The 17795-nt window shown below is 70.2% G+C and carries 17 protein-coding genes; 10 read left to right on the top strand and 7 right to left on the bottom strand.

All coding sequences use genetic code 11. The features are described from left to right. Nucleotides 1–30 precede the first annotated feature (30 nt). Both OG246_RS03245 and OG246_RS03240 read right to left on the bottom strand, forming a co-directional pair. On the bottom strand, nt 31–441 hold the full coding sequence (locus OG246_RS03245; protein WP_266455520.1) for a PIN domain nuclease: 411 nt from the start codon (nt 439–441) through the stop codon (nt 31–33). Next, the gene (locus tag OG246_RS03240; protein WP_266455517.1) at nt 438–665 is read right to left on the bottom strand and encodes a type II toxin-antitoxin system VapB family antitoxin; all 228 of its coding nucleotides are present in this window, start codon (nt 663–665) and stop codon (nt 438–440) included. The genes OG246_RS03245 and OG246_RS03240 overlap by 4 nt, the downstream gene beginning before the upstream one ends. A gap of 189 nt (nt 666–854) precedes the next feature. Here OG246_RS03240 and OG246_RS03235 point away from each other — a divergent pair, with 189 nt between their 5' ends. Together OG246_RS03235 and OG246_RS03230 are read left to right on the top strand one after the other, a co-directional pair. After that, nucleotides 855–1244: a hypothetical protein gene (locus tag OG246_RS03235; RefSeq protein ID WP_266463823.1), complete on the top strand. Its 390-nt coding sequence runs from the start codon at nt 855–857 to the stop codon at nt 1242–1244. Between the two features lie 152 nt (nt 1245–1396). Next, on the top strand, nt 1397–2014 hold the full coding sequence (locus OG246_RS03230) for an RNA polymerase sigma factor (protein WP_266455515.1): 618 nt from the start codon (nt 1397–1399) through the stop codon (nt 2012–2014). 87 nt (nt 2015–2101) lie between these two features. Here OG246_RS03230 and OG246_RS03225 read toward each other — a convergent pair whose 3' ends face one another. Further along, nucleotides 2102–2275, bottom strand: coding sequence for a hypothetical protein (locus tag OG246_RS03225; RefSeq protein ID WP_266455514.1), 174 nt, complete (start codon nt 2273–2275; stop codon nt 2102–2104). A gap of 57 nt (nt 2276–2332) precedes the next feature. Here OG246_RS03225 and OG246_RS03220 point away from each other — a divergent pair, with 57 nt between their 5' ends. The 3 genes from OG246_RS03220 to OG246_RS03210 all read left to right on the top strand — a co-directional run bounded on the left by OG246_RS03220 (nt 2333) and on the right by OG246_RS03210 (nt 5663). Then, nucleotides 2333–3343, top strand: a complete 1011-nt coding sequence (locus tag OG246_RS03220; RefSeq protein ID WP_266455512.1) for a hypothetical protein — start codon at nt 2333–2335, stop codon at nt 3341–3343. Nucleotides 3344–3723: 380 nt separating this feature from the next. Continuing rightward, nucleotides 3724–4386 carry an RNA polymerase sigma factor gene (locus tag OG246_RS03215; protein ID WP_266455509.1) on the top strand — a complete coding sequence of 221 codons (663 nt, stop codon included), beginning with the start codon at nt 3724–3726 and terminating at the stop codon, nt 4384–4386. Beyond that, entirely contained in the window at nt 4386–5663 is a 1278-nt protein-coding gene (locus OG246_RS03210) for a hypothetical protein (RefSeq protein ID WP_266455507.1), read from the top strand. Before OG246_RS03215 ends, OG246_RS03210 begins: the two co-directional genes overlap by 1 nt. A gap of 221 nt (nt 5664–5884) precedes the next feature. Here the strand turns inward: OG246_RS03210 and OG246_RS03205 are convergent, their stop codons facing one another. After that, nucleotides 5885–6739: a L,D-transpeptidase family protein gene (locus OG246_RS03205; protein ID WP_266455504.1), complete on the bottom strand. Its 855-nt coding sequence runs from the start codon at nt 6737–6739 to the stop codon at nt 5885–5887. Nucleotides 6740–6979: 240 nt separating this feature from the next. Here OG246_RS03205 and OG246_RS03200 point away from each other — a divergent pair, with 240 nt between their 5' ends. Both OG246_RS03200 and leuE read left to right on the top strand, forming a co-directional pair. Continuing rightward, nucleotides 6980–8560, top strand: a complete 1581-nt coding sequence (locus OG246_RS03200) for a methylmalonyl-CoA mutase (protein ID WP_266455501.1) — start codon at nt 6980–6982, stop codon at nt 8558–8560. Nucleotides 8561–8615: 55 nt separating this feature from the next. After that, nucleotides 8616–9263: a leucine efflux protein LeuE gene (leuE, locus tag OG246_RS03195; RefSeq protein ID WP_266455498.1), complete on the top strand. Its 648-nt coding sequence runs from the start codon at nt 8616–8618 to the stop codon at nt 9261–9263. On the opposite strand, the gene OG246_RS03190 is transcribed toward leuE, so the two are convergent. Beyond that, a complete protein-coding gene (locus OG246_RS03190; RefSeq protein WP_266455495.1) occupies nt 9244–10674 on the bottom strand; it encodes an FAD-dependent oxidoreductase in 1431 nt (476 codons plus the stop codon). The genes leuE and OG246_RS03190 overlap by 20 nt on opposite strands. Before the next feature lie 68 nt (nt 10675–10742). On the opposite strand from OG246_RS03190, the gene OG246_RS03185 reads away from it, so the two are divergent. Further along, nucleotides 10743–11393 carry a TetR/AcrR family transcriptional regulator C-terminal domain-containing protein gene (locus OG246_RS03185; protein WP_266455492.1) on the top strand — a complete coding sequence of 217 codons (651 nt, stop codon included), beginning with the start codon at nt 10743–10745 and terminating at the stop codon, nt 11391–11393. 3 nt (nt 11394–11396) lie between these two features. Here OG246_RS03185 and OG246_RS03180 read toward each other — a convergent pair whose 3' ends face one another. Both OG246_RS03180 and OG246_RS03175 read right to left on the bottom strand, forming a co-directional pair. After that, nucleotides 11397–12476 carry a class I SAM-dependent methyltransferase gene (locus tag OG246_RS03180; RefSeq protein WP_266455489.1) on the bottom strand — a complete coding sequence of 360 codons (1080 nt, stop codon included), beginning with the start codon at nt 12474–12476 and terminating at the stop codon, nt 11397–11399. A gap of 114 nt (nt 12477–12590) precedes the next feature. After that, nucleotides 12591–13700, bottom strand: coding sequence for an acyltransferase (locus OG246_RS03175; protein WP_266463821.1), 1110 nt, complete (start codon nt 13698–13700; stop codon nt 12591–12593). Between the two features lie 282 nt (nt 13701–13982). On the opposite strand from OG246_RS03175, the gene OG246_RS03170 reads away from it, so the two are divergent. Next, nucleotides 13983–15461 (top strand): glycosyltransferase family 29 protein, encoded by a 1479-nt coding sequence (locus OG246_RS03170; RefSeq protein WP_266455486.1) that lies wholly within the window; start codon nt 13983–13985, stop codon nt 15459–15461. Beyond that, nucleotides 15458–17794 (top strand): glycosyltransferase, encoded by a 2337-nt coding sequence (locus OG246_RS03165; protein WP_266455484.1) that lies wholly within the window; start codon nt 15458–15460, stop codon nt 17792–17794. Before OG246_RS03170 ends, OG246_RS03165 begins: the two co-directional genes overlap by 4 nt. Nucleotide 17795: the final 1 nt, after the last annotated feature.

Genomic DNA, 17795 nt, shown 5'->3' with positions numbered 1-17795 from the left:
AGGCGCTCGGACCCGGACGAGGTGGCCCGGCTAGTCCTTGAGGTCGATCAGGCGGACCGGCTGCCCCGTCGTCCGGGCGATGGTCTCGAAGTCCCGGTCGTAGTGCAGGAGGGTGAGGCCGGCCTCTTCGGCGACCGCGGCGACCAGGAGGTCGATGGCTCCGGCGCTGCGGTGCTCGCCCTTGGTGGTGAGTTGTTGCTGGACGACGCGGGCTCGTCGGTAGATGCCGTCGGGCATGGGGCACCAGGCGAACTGGTTCAGCCTGTCCTGGATGACCTCACGGTCTTTGGCGGAGCGAGCGGAGTACAGCACCTCCAGTTCACTGATGTCGCACAGGGCGACCAGCCCGCCGCCAACGCGGCGCTCCCATTCCTCGGATGCCTGGCGCAGCAGGATTCGTGCCAACGCCGAGGTGTCGATGAGATAGTCCGGGACGGTCACGTGCTATTTCCCCCTCGGTAGTTGCGCTTGTCGAGGAGGAGTTCGACGTCAAGGGCACCTTCTGCCGCGAGGTCCTGCAACTCGTGCAAGGCGCGCAGGCGACGGTTGCGAGCGACGATCTCCCGCAATGCGGTGTTGATCGTGTCGCGCTTCGTCGTCGTGCCGAGCTCTATGGCGGCTGCTTCCAGGGCTTCGTCGTCGAGGTCGATGACGGTGCGGCTCATGAGCGCCTCCTCGTGATACACGGCTTTGTGTATCAATATACATGATCCACTGTATATTCACTGGTCGCGTGTGACGTTCGGCGCCCGCGTTCCGCTTGGTCAGGTGGACCGGTGCGTGACCACGCCCCGGGTGCGGTGGGGATGAGGGGGCGGGGGCTCGTGACGGAGCGGATGTCGATCGATGTGTCGATGCGGCAGCATGCGGGGCAGTTCGTGCGGCAGATCACGGCGCGGAACCGGGTGCCGCTGGATTACTCCGTGAACAGCCTGCGGGTCGTCGACTTCATCGTGGACGGCTTGCGGAAGGGGGAGCCCGAGCGTGGCAGGGTCGAGCATGTGCTGTTCGGGCTCGGCGCGTACACGGGTGAGGTGCTGGTTCGGCGGGCCGGGGCCCGGTGGGTCGAATTCGATGCCGGGCAGCGGGAGTTGTTCGGGCAGCCCGTCGGGGTGCGGATGTCCGACGGGCGGGTGTGGAACCCGCTCGGCAAGGTCGTGAAGCGGTTCGAGGTGGGGGAGCTGGAATCCGTACGGACGTTCTATATGCAGCTGCATGGGCGGGCGTCCCGGCAGATCGCCTGAGGCGGGGCAGGGGCGGGAGGGGTGGAAGGGGTGGCTGATGTGCTGTGACATTTATGTGGGGGCCGACGCTGATGACCATGAGGGCGTCGACACGGCCCGACTGTGTCGAACGGCGTGAAATTCGGGCGAATTCGGTACGAACGAGGACAGTGTTGGGCCAGCGAGGGGAACCCCGCCGCGCGCAGGCGTACGACGGGGAACTGGGCGTCGCCGTCGCGCGGGCGCAGGACGGTGACGAGGCTGCCTTCGCGGTCGCGTACCGGCTTGTGCAGCCCGGACTGCTCGGGTATCTGCGGGGGATCGTCGGTGACGACGCGGAGGATGTCGCGTCCGACGCCTGGCTGGAGATCGCCCGGGATCTGGGCCGGTTCAAGGGGGACGGGGCCGGCTTCCGCGGCTGGACCGCGACCATCGCCCGGCACCGGGCGCTCGACCATCTGCGACGCCTGAAGGTGCGGCCGCGGGCGACCACGCTCGAGCAGGACGTACTGGAACTTCCGGGTACGCACTCCACGGACGACCAGGCGCTGGAGGCCCTCTCCACCCAGGACGCCCTGGAACTGGTCGCCGGGCTGCCCCGCGACCAGGCCGAGGCCGTACTGCTGCGGGTGGTCGTCGGCCTGGACGGGCCCGCCGCCGCGCGCGTCCTCGGCAAGCGCCCGGGCGCGGTACGCACCGCCGCCCACCGCGGCCTGAAGCGCCTCGCGCGCCAACTCGGCGTCGAGGGTGTGACGGATGAGGAACCCCGGACGCTGGGGGAGTCGGGATGAGCGGCAGGAAGCCGGCGGGCAGGCCGAGTGGGCCGGGCACGTCCAGTGGATCGGGCAGGTCGAGCAAGCCGATTAGGTCGGGCAGTCTCAGGGATGGATCCAGACATGGGTGAGCGGCAGAGCGGTGGCGGGACCCCCGACCGTCGGGTCGCGCACCCCGCAGGCGACGAGCCTGTCGTCGGGGCGCGCCCTGCGGACGACGAGCCAGGAGCAGCGGCGGTGCGCCCGGCGGGCGACGATCCTGCCTTCGCGAGGCTGCATGCGGACGACGGTCCTGTCTCTGCGGGGCCGCCTGCGGGCGCCGAGCCAGGCGTCGCGGTGCGTCAGTCGGGCGACGATCCCGCCCTCGTGGTGCCGCCTGTGGGCGACGGTCCTGCCTTCGCGAGGCCGCCTGCGGGCGACGAGTCAGGCGTCGCGATGCACCCCGCGGGCGACGAGCCAGCAGCAGCGGTACGCCCGGCGGGCGACGAGCCTGTCTCCGTGGCGCCGCCTGCGGACGGCGACCCCGCCTCCGTCGATCCCCCCGCGAACAACGACCCCGCCCCCGTCGATCCCCCCGCGAACAACGACCCCGCCCCCGTCGATCCCCCCGCGAACAACGACCCCACCCCCGTCGAACCCCCCGCGAACAACGACCCCACCCTCCCGAAACCGCTTGCGGGCGACCCCCCTGTCGGCGAGATGCACCCCCCGGGTGGTGAAGACCCCGCCGTCGAGGTGCTGCTCGCTGCCGTGCGCCGGCGTGTGGTGAGTGATGCCGGTGCGGAGGCGCGGGCGGTGGCCGCGTTTCGCGCCGCGCGTGACGCGGGCGCGCACGCCGTGCGACCCGCGCGCTCCCGGCGGCGCGACGACTGGCGGCCGCGGGAGCAGCGGAAGGTGGGCCGCTCGCTGCGGACCACGTTGGCCGTGCTGCTGGCGAGCCTGACGCTGGGCGGGGTCGCCGTCGCGGGCATCGGTTCGGTGTTGGACGACGGCGGTGCCGACCGGGACGACACCCGGCCGCCGTCGAGCAGCGCCGCCCCGGAGCGGTCCGGGCCCGGGCCCGCGAACCCGACGCCGCCCGGCCCCGAGCAGACCGCACCGTCCGGCCACCCGTCCCAGGCGAAGGACACCGAGGCCCACTGTCGCGCGTACGACGCGGTCAAGGGCCGGGGCAAGGCACTGAGTTCGACGGCCTGGCAGCGGCTGATCGACGCCGCGGGTGGCGAGGGCAACGTAGAGGCGTACTGCGCCGGGCAGTTGGACCACGAGGCCACCAGATCCCCCGGCAAGGCGAACAGCACGCCCAAGGCAACGCCGAAACCCAAGAAGTCCAAGGACAAGGGCTGAGGGCAAGTAGTCGACCCGGTTCCGGTACAGCCAGGGGAAGCAGCAGGTCCCGCCCTCGCCGATGGCAACGGCCGGGGCCGCCACCCCCCACAGGAGAGGCCCCGGCCGTCGCGCGGCACGGGCCGCGCGGCGGCCCGTACTTTCTACAGCGCCGCGACTGCGCTTTCTGTCACACCCCGCTCCGTCACCACGTCGTTGCACGTTGTACGAACATGGACGCCAAGCGGTTTCACGCCGTAACGTGCCATTCGCGCCGGACTGCGGGGGACGGACTACCGCAACCATCAGCGGCCCAAGACCGCGACCATCAATTGAGCAACCCCGATGGCGAGCAACCAGGTCCGCGAGAGCGGCGCCGGTTTAGGCGCAAAGGGAGTGCGGTGCTGGGGGACGACGCGGAGCTGACTGCCGCGGTGCTTGCGGCACAGGACGGGGACGAGACCGCGTTCCGGACTGTGTACCGCGCGGTGCACCCACGGCTGCTCGGGTACGTCCGGACGCTGGTCGGCGACCCGGACGCGGAAGACGTCACGTCCGAGGCCTGGCTGCAGATCGCCCGTGACCTGGAGCGGTTCAGCGGGGACGCCGACCGCTTCCGCGGCTGGGCCGCCCGCATCGCCCGCAACCGTGCCCTCGACCACATACGGATGCGCGGGCGCCGCCCCGCCATAGGCGGCGACGAGACCGAACTGACCGGCAAGGCCGCCGAGTCCGACACCGCGGGCGAGGCCATCGAGGCCCTGGCCACCAACAGCACCCTCTCGCTCATCGCCCAGCTCCCGCAGGACCAGGCGGAGGCCGTCGTGCTGCGTGTCGTCGTCGGCCTCGACGCCAAGACCGCGGCCGAGACACTCGGCAAGCGCCCCGGCGCGGTGCGCACAGCGGCGCACCGCGGTCTGAAACGGCTCGCGGAGTTGCTCGGCGACGATCCGGAATCCGCCGGCGCACTCGGCGCCGTACCGCCACAAAGAGAACCGCGTACACGCGCGGTGACGTCCGCCGGTGTGACGCATACGCGTTCGCGGACGCAGAAGGACATGTGATGGCCGACGAGCGCTGTGTCTTCCCGGGTGACAACCCACGGCCCCCGGGCCGGTGGCTGGACCGCGACGCCGCCGAGCGTCTGCTGCGCGGAGAACCCCTGGAAGCCGTCGACACCGAGGCCAGGAACCAGGTGGACAGGCTCGCCGGGGCACTTGCCGCGCTGGCCGCCGAACCCACGCTCAGCAGCGACGAACTCCCCGGCGAGGCTGCAGCGTTGGCAGCGTTCCGCAAGGTGCGCGCGGACCGGCACGGCGAGGTGGAACAGCTGGCCCCGCGTCCTCGTACGCACCCTGTCTCCCGCATCACCTCGCACCCCTCCGACGCCGGTCTCGTACGTCTGGGACGTCCCGACTCCGGTGGTCGCCGGGCCCGTTGGGGGCGCCCCACACGCCTCGGTCTCGCCGCCGCGCTGGCCGCCGGGATGATCGGCGGGGTCGCCGTCGCGGCCGGAACCGGAATGCTGCCGACTCCGTTCGGTGACGAGAAGCCGGGCCCTGCCGCCACGGTGACGGCCGCGGCTACGCCGGAGCGCCCGGTCGGCTCGCCGTCGCCGGGTGCCCCGGACGGCGACGACTCCCAGGTCCCGGCGCCCGGCGCCACCACGAACGGCCCGTCCGTCGGCGGCTCCTCGAAGGACGAGGCGGGCGGCGGCGCCACGAGCGGGCAGCAGGGCTCGGACGAGGCGGGGAAGTCCGGCCGTACCGGCGAGTGGTGGAGCCAGACACGTTCGTCCTGCCGCGACGTCCTCGACGGCAAGGACCTGGACGCCGGCCGCAAGAGCGTCCTGGAGGACGCCGCGGGCGGTGGCGGCAACGGGCAGCTGAAGACGTACTGCAACGGAATCCTGGACCGGACGGATACCGGCGGCGACGGCCGGAACGACGCCAAGGACTCGGCCGGGAGCACGAGCTCGGGCGCGGACACCCGCTCCGACCAGGGCTCCGGCCCGGAGGACGGGGGTGGTGACGACGACGGAAACCACATATTCCCGCTGCTCCCGGTGCTCCCGGGCGACAACGACGACAGCCGTGACGACGACGGCCGCAACAACGACGGCCGTAACGACGATCAGGGCAACGGCGATCGCGGCAACGATGACCTCGGTAGCGGAGACGCCGGTGACGGCGCCCGTGACAACGATGGCGTCGGCAACGACAACCCCGGCAACGACGGAATCCTCACCCCGTCCCCGTCCCCGTCCCCATCGCCCTCGCCGTCGTCGTCCTCCCCCTCCACCCCGGCCCAGCTCCTCCCGATTCCCGCAAACCCATCCTGACCTGCGGTTTCGTATCCCCCTGGATTTTCTTGGGCCCCAGGTGTGACATTTCCAGCCGCGGTGGCGCAGTAGTGGGTGAGCCGACTGGTCATCGGCCGTCGCACTGAGCCGGGGTTCCCCCCGTACCCATGGCTCGGTGCACACTGGCGCGGGCGGGACAGGTTCCCCCGGTCCCGCCCGCGCCCCACTCACCTTCCGCGGCACGTGTCACGCGCCGCGTGTCACCAGTAGACGACGACCTTGTCACCCGTGCGGACCTGCGCGAACAGTGAAGCGATCTTCCCCTCGTCCCGGACGTTGACGCAGCCGTGCGAGGCGCCGAAGTAGCCGCGGGCCGCGAAGTCGGTGGAGAAGTGCACGGCCTGGCCGCCGCTGAAGAACATGGCGTACGGCATGGACGAGTCGTAGAGCGTCGACACGTGGTACCGCGACTTGAAGTAGACGCTGAACACACCTTCGCGGGTCGGCGTGTACTGCGAGCCGAACCGCACCTCCATCGTCGACACCGTCCGGCCGTCGACCATCCAGCGCAGCGTGCGGCTCGTCTTGCTGATGCACAGCACGCGCCCCGTCATACAGCGCGAGTCCGGCTCCGCGGCGGGCTGCCCGCCGTACGCGTACAGCTCCCATTTGCCGGGCTCGTGCGTCATCTTCTGCAGCCGCTGCCAGGTGACGGTGTCCATCGCGCCGGTCCGTGGCAGACCCCGCTTGCCCTGGAAGCCCTTCACGGCGGTGGCGGTCAGGTCGTCGTACGTCCCCGTCGGCCCGTCGAAGAGCCAGGCGACCTGCCGCAGCCGGGCCTGCACCTCGCGTACCTCGGTGCCCTCGTCGCCCCGGGACCAGAGGACCTCGGCGGCGACGGGGGTGGGCTTGGTGCTCGGCTTGGGGTCGTCGGGCGAGTCGGTGGGGGAGCCAGAGGCGCTGGGCTTGGGAGTGGAGCCCGCCGTGCCGTCGATCCTCACCAGTGGCGGCTGCTTGCCGTCCGTGTCCACGGCCTGGGCGGTGCACGCGCTGACCGCGGCGAGTGCCACGAGCGCGGCCAGCGACCGCTTCACGTGCCTCGTCAGTCTCGTCATGGGTGGTGTCGTACGCATCGGACCCCCGTCGTGCCGTCGTGTGTCACCTGAGATGCTCCCCGCGCATGACCGGTTGCGAACTACGCGGCATGGTGGAGAGCGAAGCCCATCAAACAGGGCCGTGGGCCGGTCTGTGAGCAAGGTCCCAGCGTGGGCCACTCCACCGGGCGCACGGCCGCCACTACAGTCCGTCGCGAGGTCCGTTCCTACCAGTGGGTAACTTCAGCGGGAGGCACAGCAATGGCGCGCGAAACCGAGTCCGGTCTGCCCATCGAGCCGGTCTACGGGCCGGAGGCTCTGGCGGGCTGGGACCCCGCCGAGAAGCTGGGCGCGCCGGGTGAGTTCCCCTTCACACGTGGTGTGTATCCGTCGATGTACACCGGGCGTCCGTGGACGATGCGCCAGTACGCCGGTTTCGGCACGGCCGTGGAGTCCAACGCGCGCTACAAGCAGCTGATCGCCAACGGCACGATGGGGCTGTCTGTCGCCTTCGACCTGCCCACCCAGATGGGCCACGACTCCGACGCCCCGATCGCGTCCGGCGAGGTGGGCAAGGTCGGGGTCGCCATCGACTCGATCGACGACATGCGGATCCTGTTCGGCGGGATCCCGCTGGACAAGGTCTCCACGTCGATGACGATCAACGCTCCCGCCGCGCTCCTGCTGCTGATGTACCAGCTGGTGGGCGAGGAGCAGGGTGTGCCGGCCTCCCAGCTGACGGGCACGATCCAGAACGACGTCCTGAAGGAGTACATCGCGCGGGGCACCTACATCTTCCCGCCCAAGCCCTCCCTCCGGTTGATCGCCGACATCTTCAAGTACTGCAGGACCGAGATCCCGAAGTGGAACACGATCTCGATCTCCGGCTATCACATGGCCGAGGCGGGTGCCTCGCCCGCGCAGGAGATCGCGTTCACGCTGGCGGACGGCATCGAGTACGTGCGCACGGCGGTGGCGGCGGGCATGGACGTCGACGACTTCGCCCCGCGGCTGTCCTTCTTCTTCGTGGCCCGCACGACGATTCTCGAAGAGGTCGCCAAGTTCCGTGCCGCGCGCCGCATCTGGGCCCGGGTGATGCGCGAGGAGTTCGGCGCGAAGAACCCCAAATCGCTGATGCTGCGCTTCCACACCCAGACGGCGGGCGTCCAGCTCACCGCGCAGCAGCCGGAAGTGAACCTGGTGCGTGTCGCGGTGCAGGGCCTGGGCGCGGTCCTCGGCGGTACGCAGTCCCTGCACACCAACTCCTTCGACGAGGCGATCGCGCTGCCGACCGACAAGAGCGCGCGGCTCGCACTCCGTACGCAGCAGGTGCTGGCGTACGAGACGGACGTGACGGCGACGGTCGACCCCTTCGCGGGCTCGTACGTCATCGAGAGGATGACCGACGACGTGGAGGCCATGGCCGTCGAACTCATGGCCAGGGTCGAGGAGTTGGGCGGCGCGGTGAACGCCATCGAGAACGGTTTCCAGAAGGGCGAGATCGAGCGTTCCGCGTACCGGATCGCCCAGGAGACCGACTCCGGCGAACGGGTCGTGGTCGGCGTCAACCGCTTCAAGCTGGACGAGGAGGAGCCCTACGAGCCGCTCCGCGTGGACCCGGCGATCGAGGCCCAGCAGGCGGAACGGCTCACGAAGCTGCGTGCGGAGCGGGACCGGGCCGCGGTCGACGCGGCCCTCGCCGACCTCAAGAAGGCAGCCGAGGGCACGGACAACGTCCTGTACCCGATGAAGGACGCCCTACGCGCCCGCGCGACGGTCGGCGAGGTGTGCAACGCGTTGCGGGGGGTCTGGGGGACTTACGTGCCTACGGATGCGTTCTGACCGGCCCTCGAAACACGAAGGCGGAGTGTCGTACCCCCGTGCGACACTCCGTTCCATGCTTGGTGTCACTGACCTCCCCACTTACCTCGCAGGCCTCGTCCTGATCGTTCTCCTCCCCGGCCCGAACTCGCTGTATGTGCTGTCGGTCGCCGCTCGCAGCGGCGTACGTACCGGCTACAAGGCCGCGGCGGGCGTCTGGTGTGGAGACGCCGTCCTGATGACCCTCTCCGCTGCCGGGGTCGCCTCGCTGCTGCAGGGGAACGCGCTGCTGTTCGGGATCGTGAAGTACGCCGGTGCGGGGTATCTGACGTGGCTGGCGGTCGGGATGCTGCGGGCCGCGTGGGGGATGTGGCGGACCCGGCGGGTTCGGGCGGAGGCTCCGGCCTCGGTGGCGGCCGCCGAGGAGCGGCCCTTCCGGCGGGCGCTGGTCATCAGCCTGTTCAACCCGAAGGCGATCCTGTTCTTCGTCGCCTTCTTCGTGCAGTTCGTGGACCCGGGGTATGCCTACCCGGCGCTCTCCTTCGTCGTCCTGGGCGCCTTCGCCCAGCTGGCGAGCTTCCTCTACCTCTCCGCCCTGATCTTCAGCGGTACGAAGCTGGCGGCGGCCTTCCGCAGTCGCAGGCGGCTGTCCGCGGGGGTCACGACCGCCGCCGGCGCGCTGTTCCTGGGCTTCGCGGTCAAGCTCACGCTCGCCAGCGCATAGCGGGGCAGACCCGGGCCGCGTACTCCGCCAGCGCCTCCGCCGTAGCGCCCGCCCAGCCGACGTAACCGTCGGGACGGATGAGGAACACTCCGGTCCCGTACGCCTCGTACGCCGGGATCCGGACCGTACGGGCCCCGGTGAGGTCCGGCAGGTCCACGTCCGTGCCGACCGCGAGCAGTGTCCAGTGCGGGCCCCGGAACGCGTCGAAGAGGTGTACGCCGCCGCGGATGCCGTCCGGTGCGCGGTCGCCCGCGTGCAGGGCTTCGGACGGCAGGCCCTCCCGGGTCTCCACCGCGAGTGAGCAACCCCGGTAGCCGAGGCCGAGCTGCTGTGTGGCCTCGCCGCGCCGGACCTCGCCACGGTGGACCTGGGTGGAAAGACCGAGCATGTCCGCGGCGTTGGGCAGCCGCTCCTCCTCGTAGGAGTCGAGGAGGGACTCGGGAGCGTCGCCGCTCAGCACCGCGCCCAGCTTCCAGCCCAGGTTGTACGCGTCCTGGACGCTGGTGTTGAGGCCCTGCCCGCCCGCGGGCGAGTGGACGTGCGCGGCGTCGCCCGCGAGGAAGACACGGCCCTCGCGGAACCGGTCGGCCATCGCGGCCCGGGGCCGGAAGTCGGAGGCCCAGCGCACCTCGGTCACGTCATCGGGGGAGAGGTGCGAGCGGGTGGCGACGACCTTGCGGATGCTGTCGAGGGAGAGGTCGATGTCCGTGCCCTCCGGGAACTGGGCCACGATCTGGAAGTCCTCGGTCCCCGCCAGCGGGAAGACCGCCATGAAGCCCTCGGTGCCGGCGGGCGGGAAGACGTGCACGTTGTCGCGGTCGAGCCCGGTGAGGCGGACGTCCGCCACCAGTACCGGGTTCGGATCCACCGTCTCGCCGGTCATGCCGATGCCGAGCGCGCGCCGAACGGTGGAACGGCCCCCGTCGGCGGCGACGGCGTAACGCGCGCGGACCGGAGCGCCCGCCGCGAAGGTGGCCGTCACTCCGTCCGCGTCCTGCGCGACCCCCACCAGCTCCCGCCCGAACGCCACCTCTCCGCCGAGTTCCGTCAGCCGAGCGAGGAGGATCTCCTGCGTCCGCCACTGCGGCAGCATCCACGGCTCGTGGTACGGCTCGGCCTCCGTCGCCTCGGTCTCGTCGAACATCCGGTGCTCGCCCGCGCGCTCCCCGTCCAGCCAGATCATCCCGACCGGATAGCGGCCGCCCGCCGCGCGGACCGCGTCGAGCACGCCGAGGTCGTCGAAGACCTCCTGGGTGCGGGGCTGCAGACCCTTGCCGCGCGAGCCGGGGAAGAGCCCGTCGGCGCGCTCCACGACGAGGGCACGGGCCCCGCGCCGTGCGAGGTCCACGGCGAGCGCGAGCCCGGTGGGACCGGCACCGACGATGAGTACATCCGAGTCGTACGCGTTCATGCCCAGCTCCTTAACGCTGTTAAGTTCCTTGCTTGGAGCATGCCCTTAACGGCGTTAAGCTGTCAAGCGTGGTTACCCAGAGATCCCCCAAGCTGGACAAGAAGCAGGTCGTCGATACGGCCCTGCGGCTCCTCAACGAGGTCGGCCTCGACGGGCTCACCCTCCGGGCGATCGCCAAGGAGCTGAACGTCCAGGCCCCGGCCCTGTACTGGCACTTCAAGAACAAGCAGGCGCTGCTCGACGAGATGGCGACGGAGATGTACCGCCGGATGGTCGCGGACGCGGGCATCCCTCCCGGCGTCAGCTGGCAGGAGCGGCTCCTGCTGGGCCAGCGTGGCCTGCGCCGGTCGCTGCTCGGCTACCGCGACGGCGCGAAGGTGTTCAGCGGCTCCCGCTTCACCGGCACCGAACACGCCGTCGAACTGGAACTGAACCTCCGCGCCCTGCTGGACGCGGGCTTCACCCTCCCGCAGGCCGCCCGCGCCTCCTCCACCGTCTACCTCTTCACCATCGGCTTCATCACCGAGGAGCAGGGCGTCCAGCCGCTGCCGGGGGAGCGCCGCGAGGGCTACGACATCGAGGAGCGAGCCGCCCGCATGGCCGCCTACCCCCTCGCGGCGGCCGTGGGTGCCGAGGTCTTCCAGGGCTACGACGAGGGGTTCGAGGAGGGGCTGCGCCTCGTGATCGCGGGGATCGAGGCGCGGTACGGGATCAGCTGAGCGTCAGCTCGCCGCCGCCCGCTTGGCGGCGCGGGCCCGGCGGATCGCACGTGTGATGACGGGTGGCAGCAGGTCGAGGGCGATGCGGCGGACGTGGCGGCGGGGGCCCGGGGCGGGCCTGCGGCGGGCCTGGGGCGCCTGGTGGGGCTGTTGGACGGCGGACGGGCTCGCCTCGGACGCGGGCGGGTCCGCCATCGCGGGTTGCGATTCCGCCGGCTGCGATTCCGCCGGCTGCGATTCCGCCGGAGCCGCGACGGCGACGGCGACAGCGACAGCGACCTCGGTCGCGGGCTCCTCCGTGACGACGGTCGTGGCGTGATCGGTGTAGTGCCGGGACGGCGGGAAGGCCGGGGCCTGCATGCCCTTGGCCTTGAGGCGGATGATGCGGTGGCCGGCCGCATGCTGAACGCTGAGGTGGCAGTCCGTCCGCTCCCGGGCCATGGCCAGCAGCTCCTCCTGGACGGGCTCGGGATCGTCCCAAGTCCCGTACAGCTTCTGGGCGCTCAGGCAGATCGGGTGCAGGCCCCTGCTGAGCACGGCCTCCCAGGCGGCCACGGCGACGCCGGGCGTGTGCTCCGAGCGGAAGTCGTCCAGGACGACGATGCCGCCGGGCAGCAGCGCTTCGCGGGCCGCCGCGATGTCCCCGTGGACGTGCTCGTACAGATGCGAGCCGTCGATGTGGACGAACCGGCAGGAGCCGGGAGCGATTTCGGACGGCACCAGCGAGCTGGGTCCCTGCACGACGCGGGGCAGCTCGTCGTGGAAGGAGAGGTAGTTCTCCTCGAAGGCCCGCCGGGTGAGCGCGCTGTACGACTTCGTGGACTCCGCCTGATTGGCGTTGTCGGGGGCGTCTCCCTCGAAGAGGTCGCAGACCGTGTACCGCTCGCCCTCCTGCGCGTGGCGTCCCAGGAAGATCGCGCTCTTGCCCATGTACACCCCGACTTCGAGCAGATCGCCACGCATCCCTGCGGATTCCTGCCGGTCCAGACACCAGTCGAAGAGCATCTGGTCGAGGACGGGGAACCAGCCGGGAACGTCGTCGAGCTGGTGGGGCGGGCGGGTGGCGGCTTGTGTGGCAGTCATGACGATCAGTGTTTCCGCGACTGCCCGGAGAGAGAAATCCCCACGCACGACCAGGTGAACCTGAGGGCAAAATGCGTTTTATCAGACTTTGTCGACCGGTGATGCTGTAAGGGCTCAGGTCCGGGACTTGGCCAGCGCCGAGCGCAGTCGCGGCGTCAGCTGCTTCTCCACGTACCGGTTCATCAGCCAGGCCAGCAGCAGCATGGTTCCGACCGTGAGCAGGAAGGTCCCGTACGACGGGATGTGCAGGGTCTGGTGGTACGCCTTTATCGCCACCCAGCCCAGGTGCTCGTGGACCAGGTAGAAGGGGTACGTCAGGGCGCCCGCGACCGTCAGCCAGCGCCAGTTCGCCCAGTTCAGCCAGCCCAGCGCGATCGCCGCGACCGCCACGAAGCCGAAGGCGACGACGAGGACGATGCCGAAGGTGGTGCGGTGGGCGAAGGCGTTCGGGTCCGCGGCGTTCCACAGCTCGCGTACCGCGTAGTGCTGCCCGATCAGGAAGCTGACGACCACGATGCCCCAGGCGTAGATGTCACGCCGGTCGCGGTGGACGAGGTAGAGGCCGACGCCGCCGATGAAGAACGGCGCGTACTCGGGCATCAGCACGATGTCCAGCAGTGGCATCTGCGCGCCCTGCGCGATCACGTATGCCAGCGTCCAGCCCGCGCAGAACATGATCACCCGCTGCCTGTTGGCCCCGGGCAGCACCACGAACAGCGCGAACAGCGCGTAGAACCGGATCTCCGCCCACAGCGTCCAGCAGACCCCCAGCACCCGGTTTACGCCCAGGGGTTGCTGAAGCATCGTCATATTGACGAGCGCGTCGCTCGGCGACACCGCGTGGTAGGCCACCATCGGCAGCGCGAACACCACCGTCACCAGCACGACCGCCGCCCAGTAGGCCGGCAGCAGTCGCGAGGCGCGGGACGCGAAGAACGACTTCAGCGGCCGGCCCCAGCCGCTCATGCAGATCACGAACCCGCTGATCACGAAGAAGACCTGGACGCCGAGGCAGCCGTACGCGAAATACTCGTGGAGCGTGGGGAACTGGCGTTCGGCGGAGCTTCCCCAGGCCCTGGTGACGTCACCGCCCCGACCGCCGTAGTGGTACGCGGCTACCATCAGGGCAGCGATCAGCCGCAGTCCGTCCAGTGCGCGCAGCCGGGTCTCCCGGGGCCTCGCCCGCTCCGGCCGGGGTACGTCGGTCACCGGACGGACGGTCATGCTGGTCACGAAAAAATCCCCTCGCGGGTGCTCCTGTGGGCGGGTTGTCCCAGCACGTTAGTCCGAATCACAGACTCGGCCTGGTTGACAGGCCAACGATTTTCCCTCCGGTTCCAACGAGTTCACCTGGAAGTCGTTTTAGCTTCCTAATTTTTCTCATCATCGCCCCACCGGCGTGTAAACGTGCGCAAGATCGTGCCATCGGTCAGTCAGCAGCGTCAGTCAGCAGCAGCGAACGCAGCAGTGAACACAGCATTTGCTTTGCAAAAAATCAGGAGTGCCATGACGAGGGTCCAGAACAGACGGGCACGTGCGCGTGGAGGGGAGCTGGACGACTGCTTGCGCGCCTGTGCGGCGCACAGCGGGAAGCTCGTGGGCAGCATCGACCGCCGCCGTATCGAGCTTGCCGAGCAGCTGAGGAAGCTGCTGGTGGCGTGGGGTATGTCCGCCACCAGCGCCCCCGCGCCCGCCCCGACGGGCGGCGGCGCCACCGCCCTGCTCAAGCGCGCCGTCAAGGGCGCGGCGACCCCCTCCTCCGGGATCGACAACGCGCTGCTCGACGCCCTGCTCGCGGTCGCCAACAAGGCGATGGAGTGCGGCTACGACGACGAGCTGAACCTCGCCCTGGTGATCAGCGACACGGTCCTCGCCGAGCGCAAGAACTCCCGCGCCGGCTGGCGGCTGCGCGCCCGGCTCCTCGAGGCCCTCGGTGAGGAGACCGAGGCGCTGGAGGCGTACGAGCGCTACCTCGCGCTCACCACCGACGACGGGTTCGGCGTCGCCGCCCGCATCGGCGGTATGCGTGCCGCCGCGGAGCGGGAACGGGAACTCCTCGCGCTCCTCAAGCGCCAGGTCCCGCGCGCCCAGGAGTTCGCCGGCGGCCCCGTCACCGAGGTGTGGGCCGAGGGCCTCGCCCGGCACGACGCCGGCGACTGGGCCGGCGCGGAGCCGCTGCTGGTCGGCGCGCTGCTCGCGCTGGCCGCCGAGGACGCCCCGGTGAACGACCGGCAGGATCTGCTCAGCCAGTACCTGGACCTGCGCACCGGCGTCTCCCGCGGAGACCTCGCCGCACTCCCCGCGCTCACCGAAACGCTCTCGCTCTACGCCGAGCAGCGCCGGATCCGGGCGCGCGGCCCCGTCGTCGACCCCACCATCGGCGGCGTGCAGTGGCTCACGCTGGGTGAGTTCCGCAACCAGATCGCCGGCAAGTCCGTCTGTCTGATCGCCAACTCCGGCCGGGTCGGCGCCAGTTCGATGGGCGCCGAGATCGACGCGTACGACCTCGTGGTGCGCTTCAACTCGTACAAGATCGACGCGAAGCACACCGGTAGCCGTACCGACATCCACACCACGATCCACAAGCACGGCTTCAACTGGGACAAGCCGGTGACCACCCGGCTCGTCTTCGGCGGCATCTCCGGCGACTGGAAGTACTCGCTGCGCAACCGTCTGGTGCCCGGAGCGCAGCAGTACCTCGGCGACGAGACGCTGCGCTGGCCGCTGCGGAACATCGGCCAGGTCGGCGCCGACCAGTGGTCGGGCATTCCGACCACCGGCTTCAACATGCTGTGGCTGTTGGACTTCCTGGACGTCAGCCCGACCCTCGACCTGATCGGCTTCGACTTCTACGAGAGCGGTGCCTACCGCGTACCGGAAGCCATGAAGCTGGCCATCACATCCGTGCACGAATACACCAGCGAGAAGGAATGGGTCATGCAGCGGGCTCAGAGCGTGACCGACATGAGGATATCCCTGCGATGACCACGACCTCCCTGACCGGAACCGCCGCCGCGGTCCCGGCCGTCGGCGCTTCGGCGGCCGACCTCACCGGCAAGCGGCGCATCGCGTTCGCGAGCTTCGTCGACGAGAACTACCTGCCGGGCTTCCTCGTCCTGCTGCGCAGCCTCGCCCTGTCGAACCCGAACGTGTGCGAGGACTTCGTCGTCCTCTACGACGACCTGCGCCCCGGCTCGATCGCCAAGATCCGCGCCCTGCACCCGCGCATCGTGCTGCAGCGCGTCAACGCCGAGCACTACGACTCGTACGCCAAGGGCGACCAGGACAACTACCTGGTGCGCAAGGCGTACTTCATCCTCGACATCTTCCGGCTGCGCGCGTACGACACGATCATCACGCTCGACACCGACATGGTCGTCCTCGGCGACCTGAGCGAACTGCTGAAGCTGCGCGAGGGCCTTGCGGCCGTACCGCAGTTCTTCTACGGGCAGCACAAGCTCAACTCGGGTCTCCTGGTCATCCAGCGCGAGTACCTGAGCGACGAGTTCTGCGCGAAGATCGACGCCACCGGGCGCAGCGGCGACTACGAGCTCGACAAGCACGACCAGGGCATCCTCAACGCCGTGCTCGACGGTGACTTCGTCCACCTCGACGCCCGCTACAACTACGTCAAGCGGCGGCTCTCCGGCGACCTGCCGGTGCCCGAGGACGTCTCGATCCTGCACTTCACCGGGCGCCACAAGCCCTGGCAGGGCGGCGAGGCCGGGTACGGCCAGGCGGAGGCACGCTGGCGCGAGTTCGAGCTCACCGACGCCGAGTTCCACGGCGCCTACCTGGAGCGCTCCGGCGGTCTCCACCACGACCTGCTGGTCCACTTCGGCACCCCGCACGTCGCCCGCACGGGGGACCCGGAACTCGCCCGCAAGGTCGCCGCGGCCCACATCGCCGCCGGTGACTACCAGGACGCCGTCGACGTGCTCGACAGTGTGCGGCTCCCGGTCGACGAGTCCTGGGCGCACGAGACCCTCGGCCACGCCCTGATGAGCGTCTCCCGCTACGAGGAGGCCAAGGCCGAACTGCTGCTGGCCACCGCCGCCCCCAACCGGGCCGCCACCGCGTACTCCCGCCTCGCCCAGATGGCCTGGGTGCACGGCGAGAACGCCGAGGCCCTGAAGTACGCCACGGCCGGCATCAGCGTCGACCCCACCCACCGCGCCAGCCGCATGTGGGTCACCCGCGCGGCCTCCGTGCCCACCCAGGAGCTCGGTACCCCCGAGGACCAACTCGCGCACGTCGCCTTCTACATGGACCGCCAGGGCAACGCGGGCGACAAGCTGCTGCCGGAGAGCGTCCGGCTCGCCTTCGGGCCCGACACCGGCTCCCGCCGCTGGCACCCGGTACACGCCCACCGGCTGTTCGACGAGGCCGCCCTCAAGCGCGTCAACGAACGCCGCGGCCTGGTCATCGGCGGCGGCGGCCTGTTCATCCCGGACACCATGCCCAACGGCAACAGCGCCTGGCAGTGGAACGTCCCGGACGACCTGCTCAACCGCATCGACGTGCCGATCGCGGTCTTCGCCGTGGGCTTCAACGCCTTCGACGGACAGTCCTACCGCGCCGGACGGTTCCGCTCCTCGCTGCAGCAGCTCGTCGAGCGTTCCTCCTTCTTCGGACTGCGCAACCACGGTTCCATCGCGAAGGTGCGGGCCATGCTCCCCGCCCACCTGCACGACAAGGTGCGCTTCCAGCCCTGTCCCACCACGGTCACCCGCCAGCTCGTCGCCAACTGGCAGGACCCGGCCAAGCGCGAGGACACCATCCTGATCAACGCGGCCTACGACCGCGCGGGTCTGCGCTTCGGCCACGACTACGCCTACTTCCTGGCGCAGATGGCCGACGCGGTACGGGGCCTCGGGAAGCTCGCCGAGGTGCAGTGCGCCGCCCACTCGCTGGACGACGAGAAGATCGCCTTCGACCTGCGCCGCGAGCACGGCATCTCGATGCCCGTCATCCCGATGTACAACTTCGAGAACGACGAGATCCGCGATCTGTACGCCCGCACCAAGCTGGTCATCGGCATGCGCGGGCACGCCGGCATGATCCCGTTCGGCTGCGGCACGCCGATCATCAGCCTGATCTCGCACCCGAAGATGGCGTACTTCCTGAGCGACATCGAGCGGCCCGAGTGGGGCGTGTCCGTGCACGACCGGCACCTCGGCGCCAAGCTCGTGGAGCGCGCCCAGGGTCTGCTGGCCGACCACGCCGCGACCGTCGCCGACGTGCACGGCCGTCAGCAGGAGCTGTGGAAGGTGACCGAGGCGAACGCCTCGGACCTGCGCATCATCCTGGGCGGCTGAT

Origin of the sequence: Streptomyces sp. NBC_00620 (assembly GCF_026341825.1) — a bacterium.
Classification (GTDB): domain Bacteria; phylum Actinomycetota; class Actinomycetes; order Streptomycetales; family Streptomycetaceae; genus Streptomyces.
Note: the sequence above shows the minus strand (reverse complement) of the source record. Positions and strands in the feature narration are given on the sequence as shown.

Excerpts from the sequence above, each read along its gene's own strand:
- OG246_RS03240 (WP_266455517.1), bottom strand. The coding sequence starts at position 665 with ATGAGCCGCACCGTCATCGACCTCGACGACGAAGCCCTGGAAGCAGCC.
- OG246_RS03235 (WP_266463823.1), top strand. The coding sequence starts at position 855 with ATGCGGCAGCATGCGGGGCAGTTCGTGCGGCAGATCACGGCGCGGAAC.
- OG246_RS03225 (WP_266455514.1), bottom strand. The coding sequence starts at position 2,275 with ATGCAGCCTCGCGAAGGCAGGATCGTCGCCCGCCGGGCGCACCGCCGC.
- OG246_RS03210 (WP_266455507.1), top strand. The coding sequence starts at position 4,386 with ATGGCCGACGAGCGCTGTGTCTTCCCGGGTGACAACCCACGGCCCCCG.
- OG246_RS03205 (WP_266455504.1), bottom strand. The coding sequence starts at position 6,739 with ATGACGAGACTGACGAGGCACGTGAAGCGGTCGCTGGCCGCGCTCGTG.
- OG246_RS03200 (WP_266455501.1), top strand. The coding sequence starts at position 6,980 with ATGGCGCGCGAAACCGAGTCCGGTCTGCCCATCGAGCCGGTCTACGGG.
- leuE (WP_266455498.1), top strand. The coding sequence starts at position 8,616 with ATGCTTGGTGTCACTGACCTCCCCACTTACCTCGCAGGCCTCGTCCTG.
- OG246_RS03190 (WP_266455495.1), bottom strand. The coding sequence starts at position 10,674 with ATGAACGCGTACGACTCGGATGTACTCATCGTCGGTGCCGGTCCCACC.
- OG246_RS03180 (WP_266455489.1), bottom strand. The coding sequence starts at position 12,476 with ATGACTGCCACACAAGCCGCCACCCGCCCGCCCCACCAGCTCGACGAC.
- OG246_RS03175 (WP_266463821.1), bottom strand. The coding sequence starts at position 13,700 with ATGACCGTCCGTCCGGTGACCGACGTACCCCGGCCGGAGCGGGCGAGG.
- OG246_RS03170 (WP_266455486.1), top strand. The coding sequence starts at position 13,983 with ATGACGAGGGTCCAGAACAGACGGGCACGTGCGCGTGGAGGGGAGCTG.
- OG246_RS03165 (WP_266455484.1), top strand. The coding sequence starts at position 15,458 with ATGACCACGACCTCCCTGACCGGAACCGCCGCCGCGGTCCCGGCCGTC.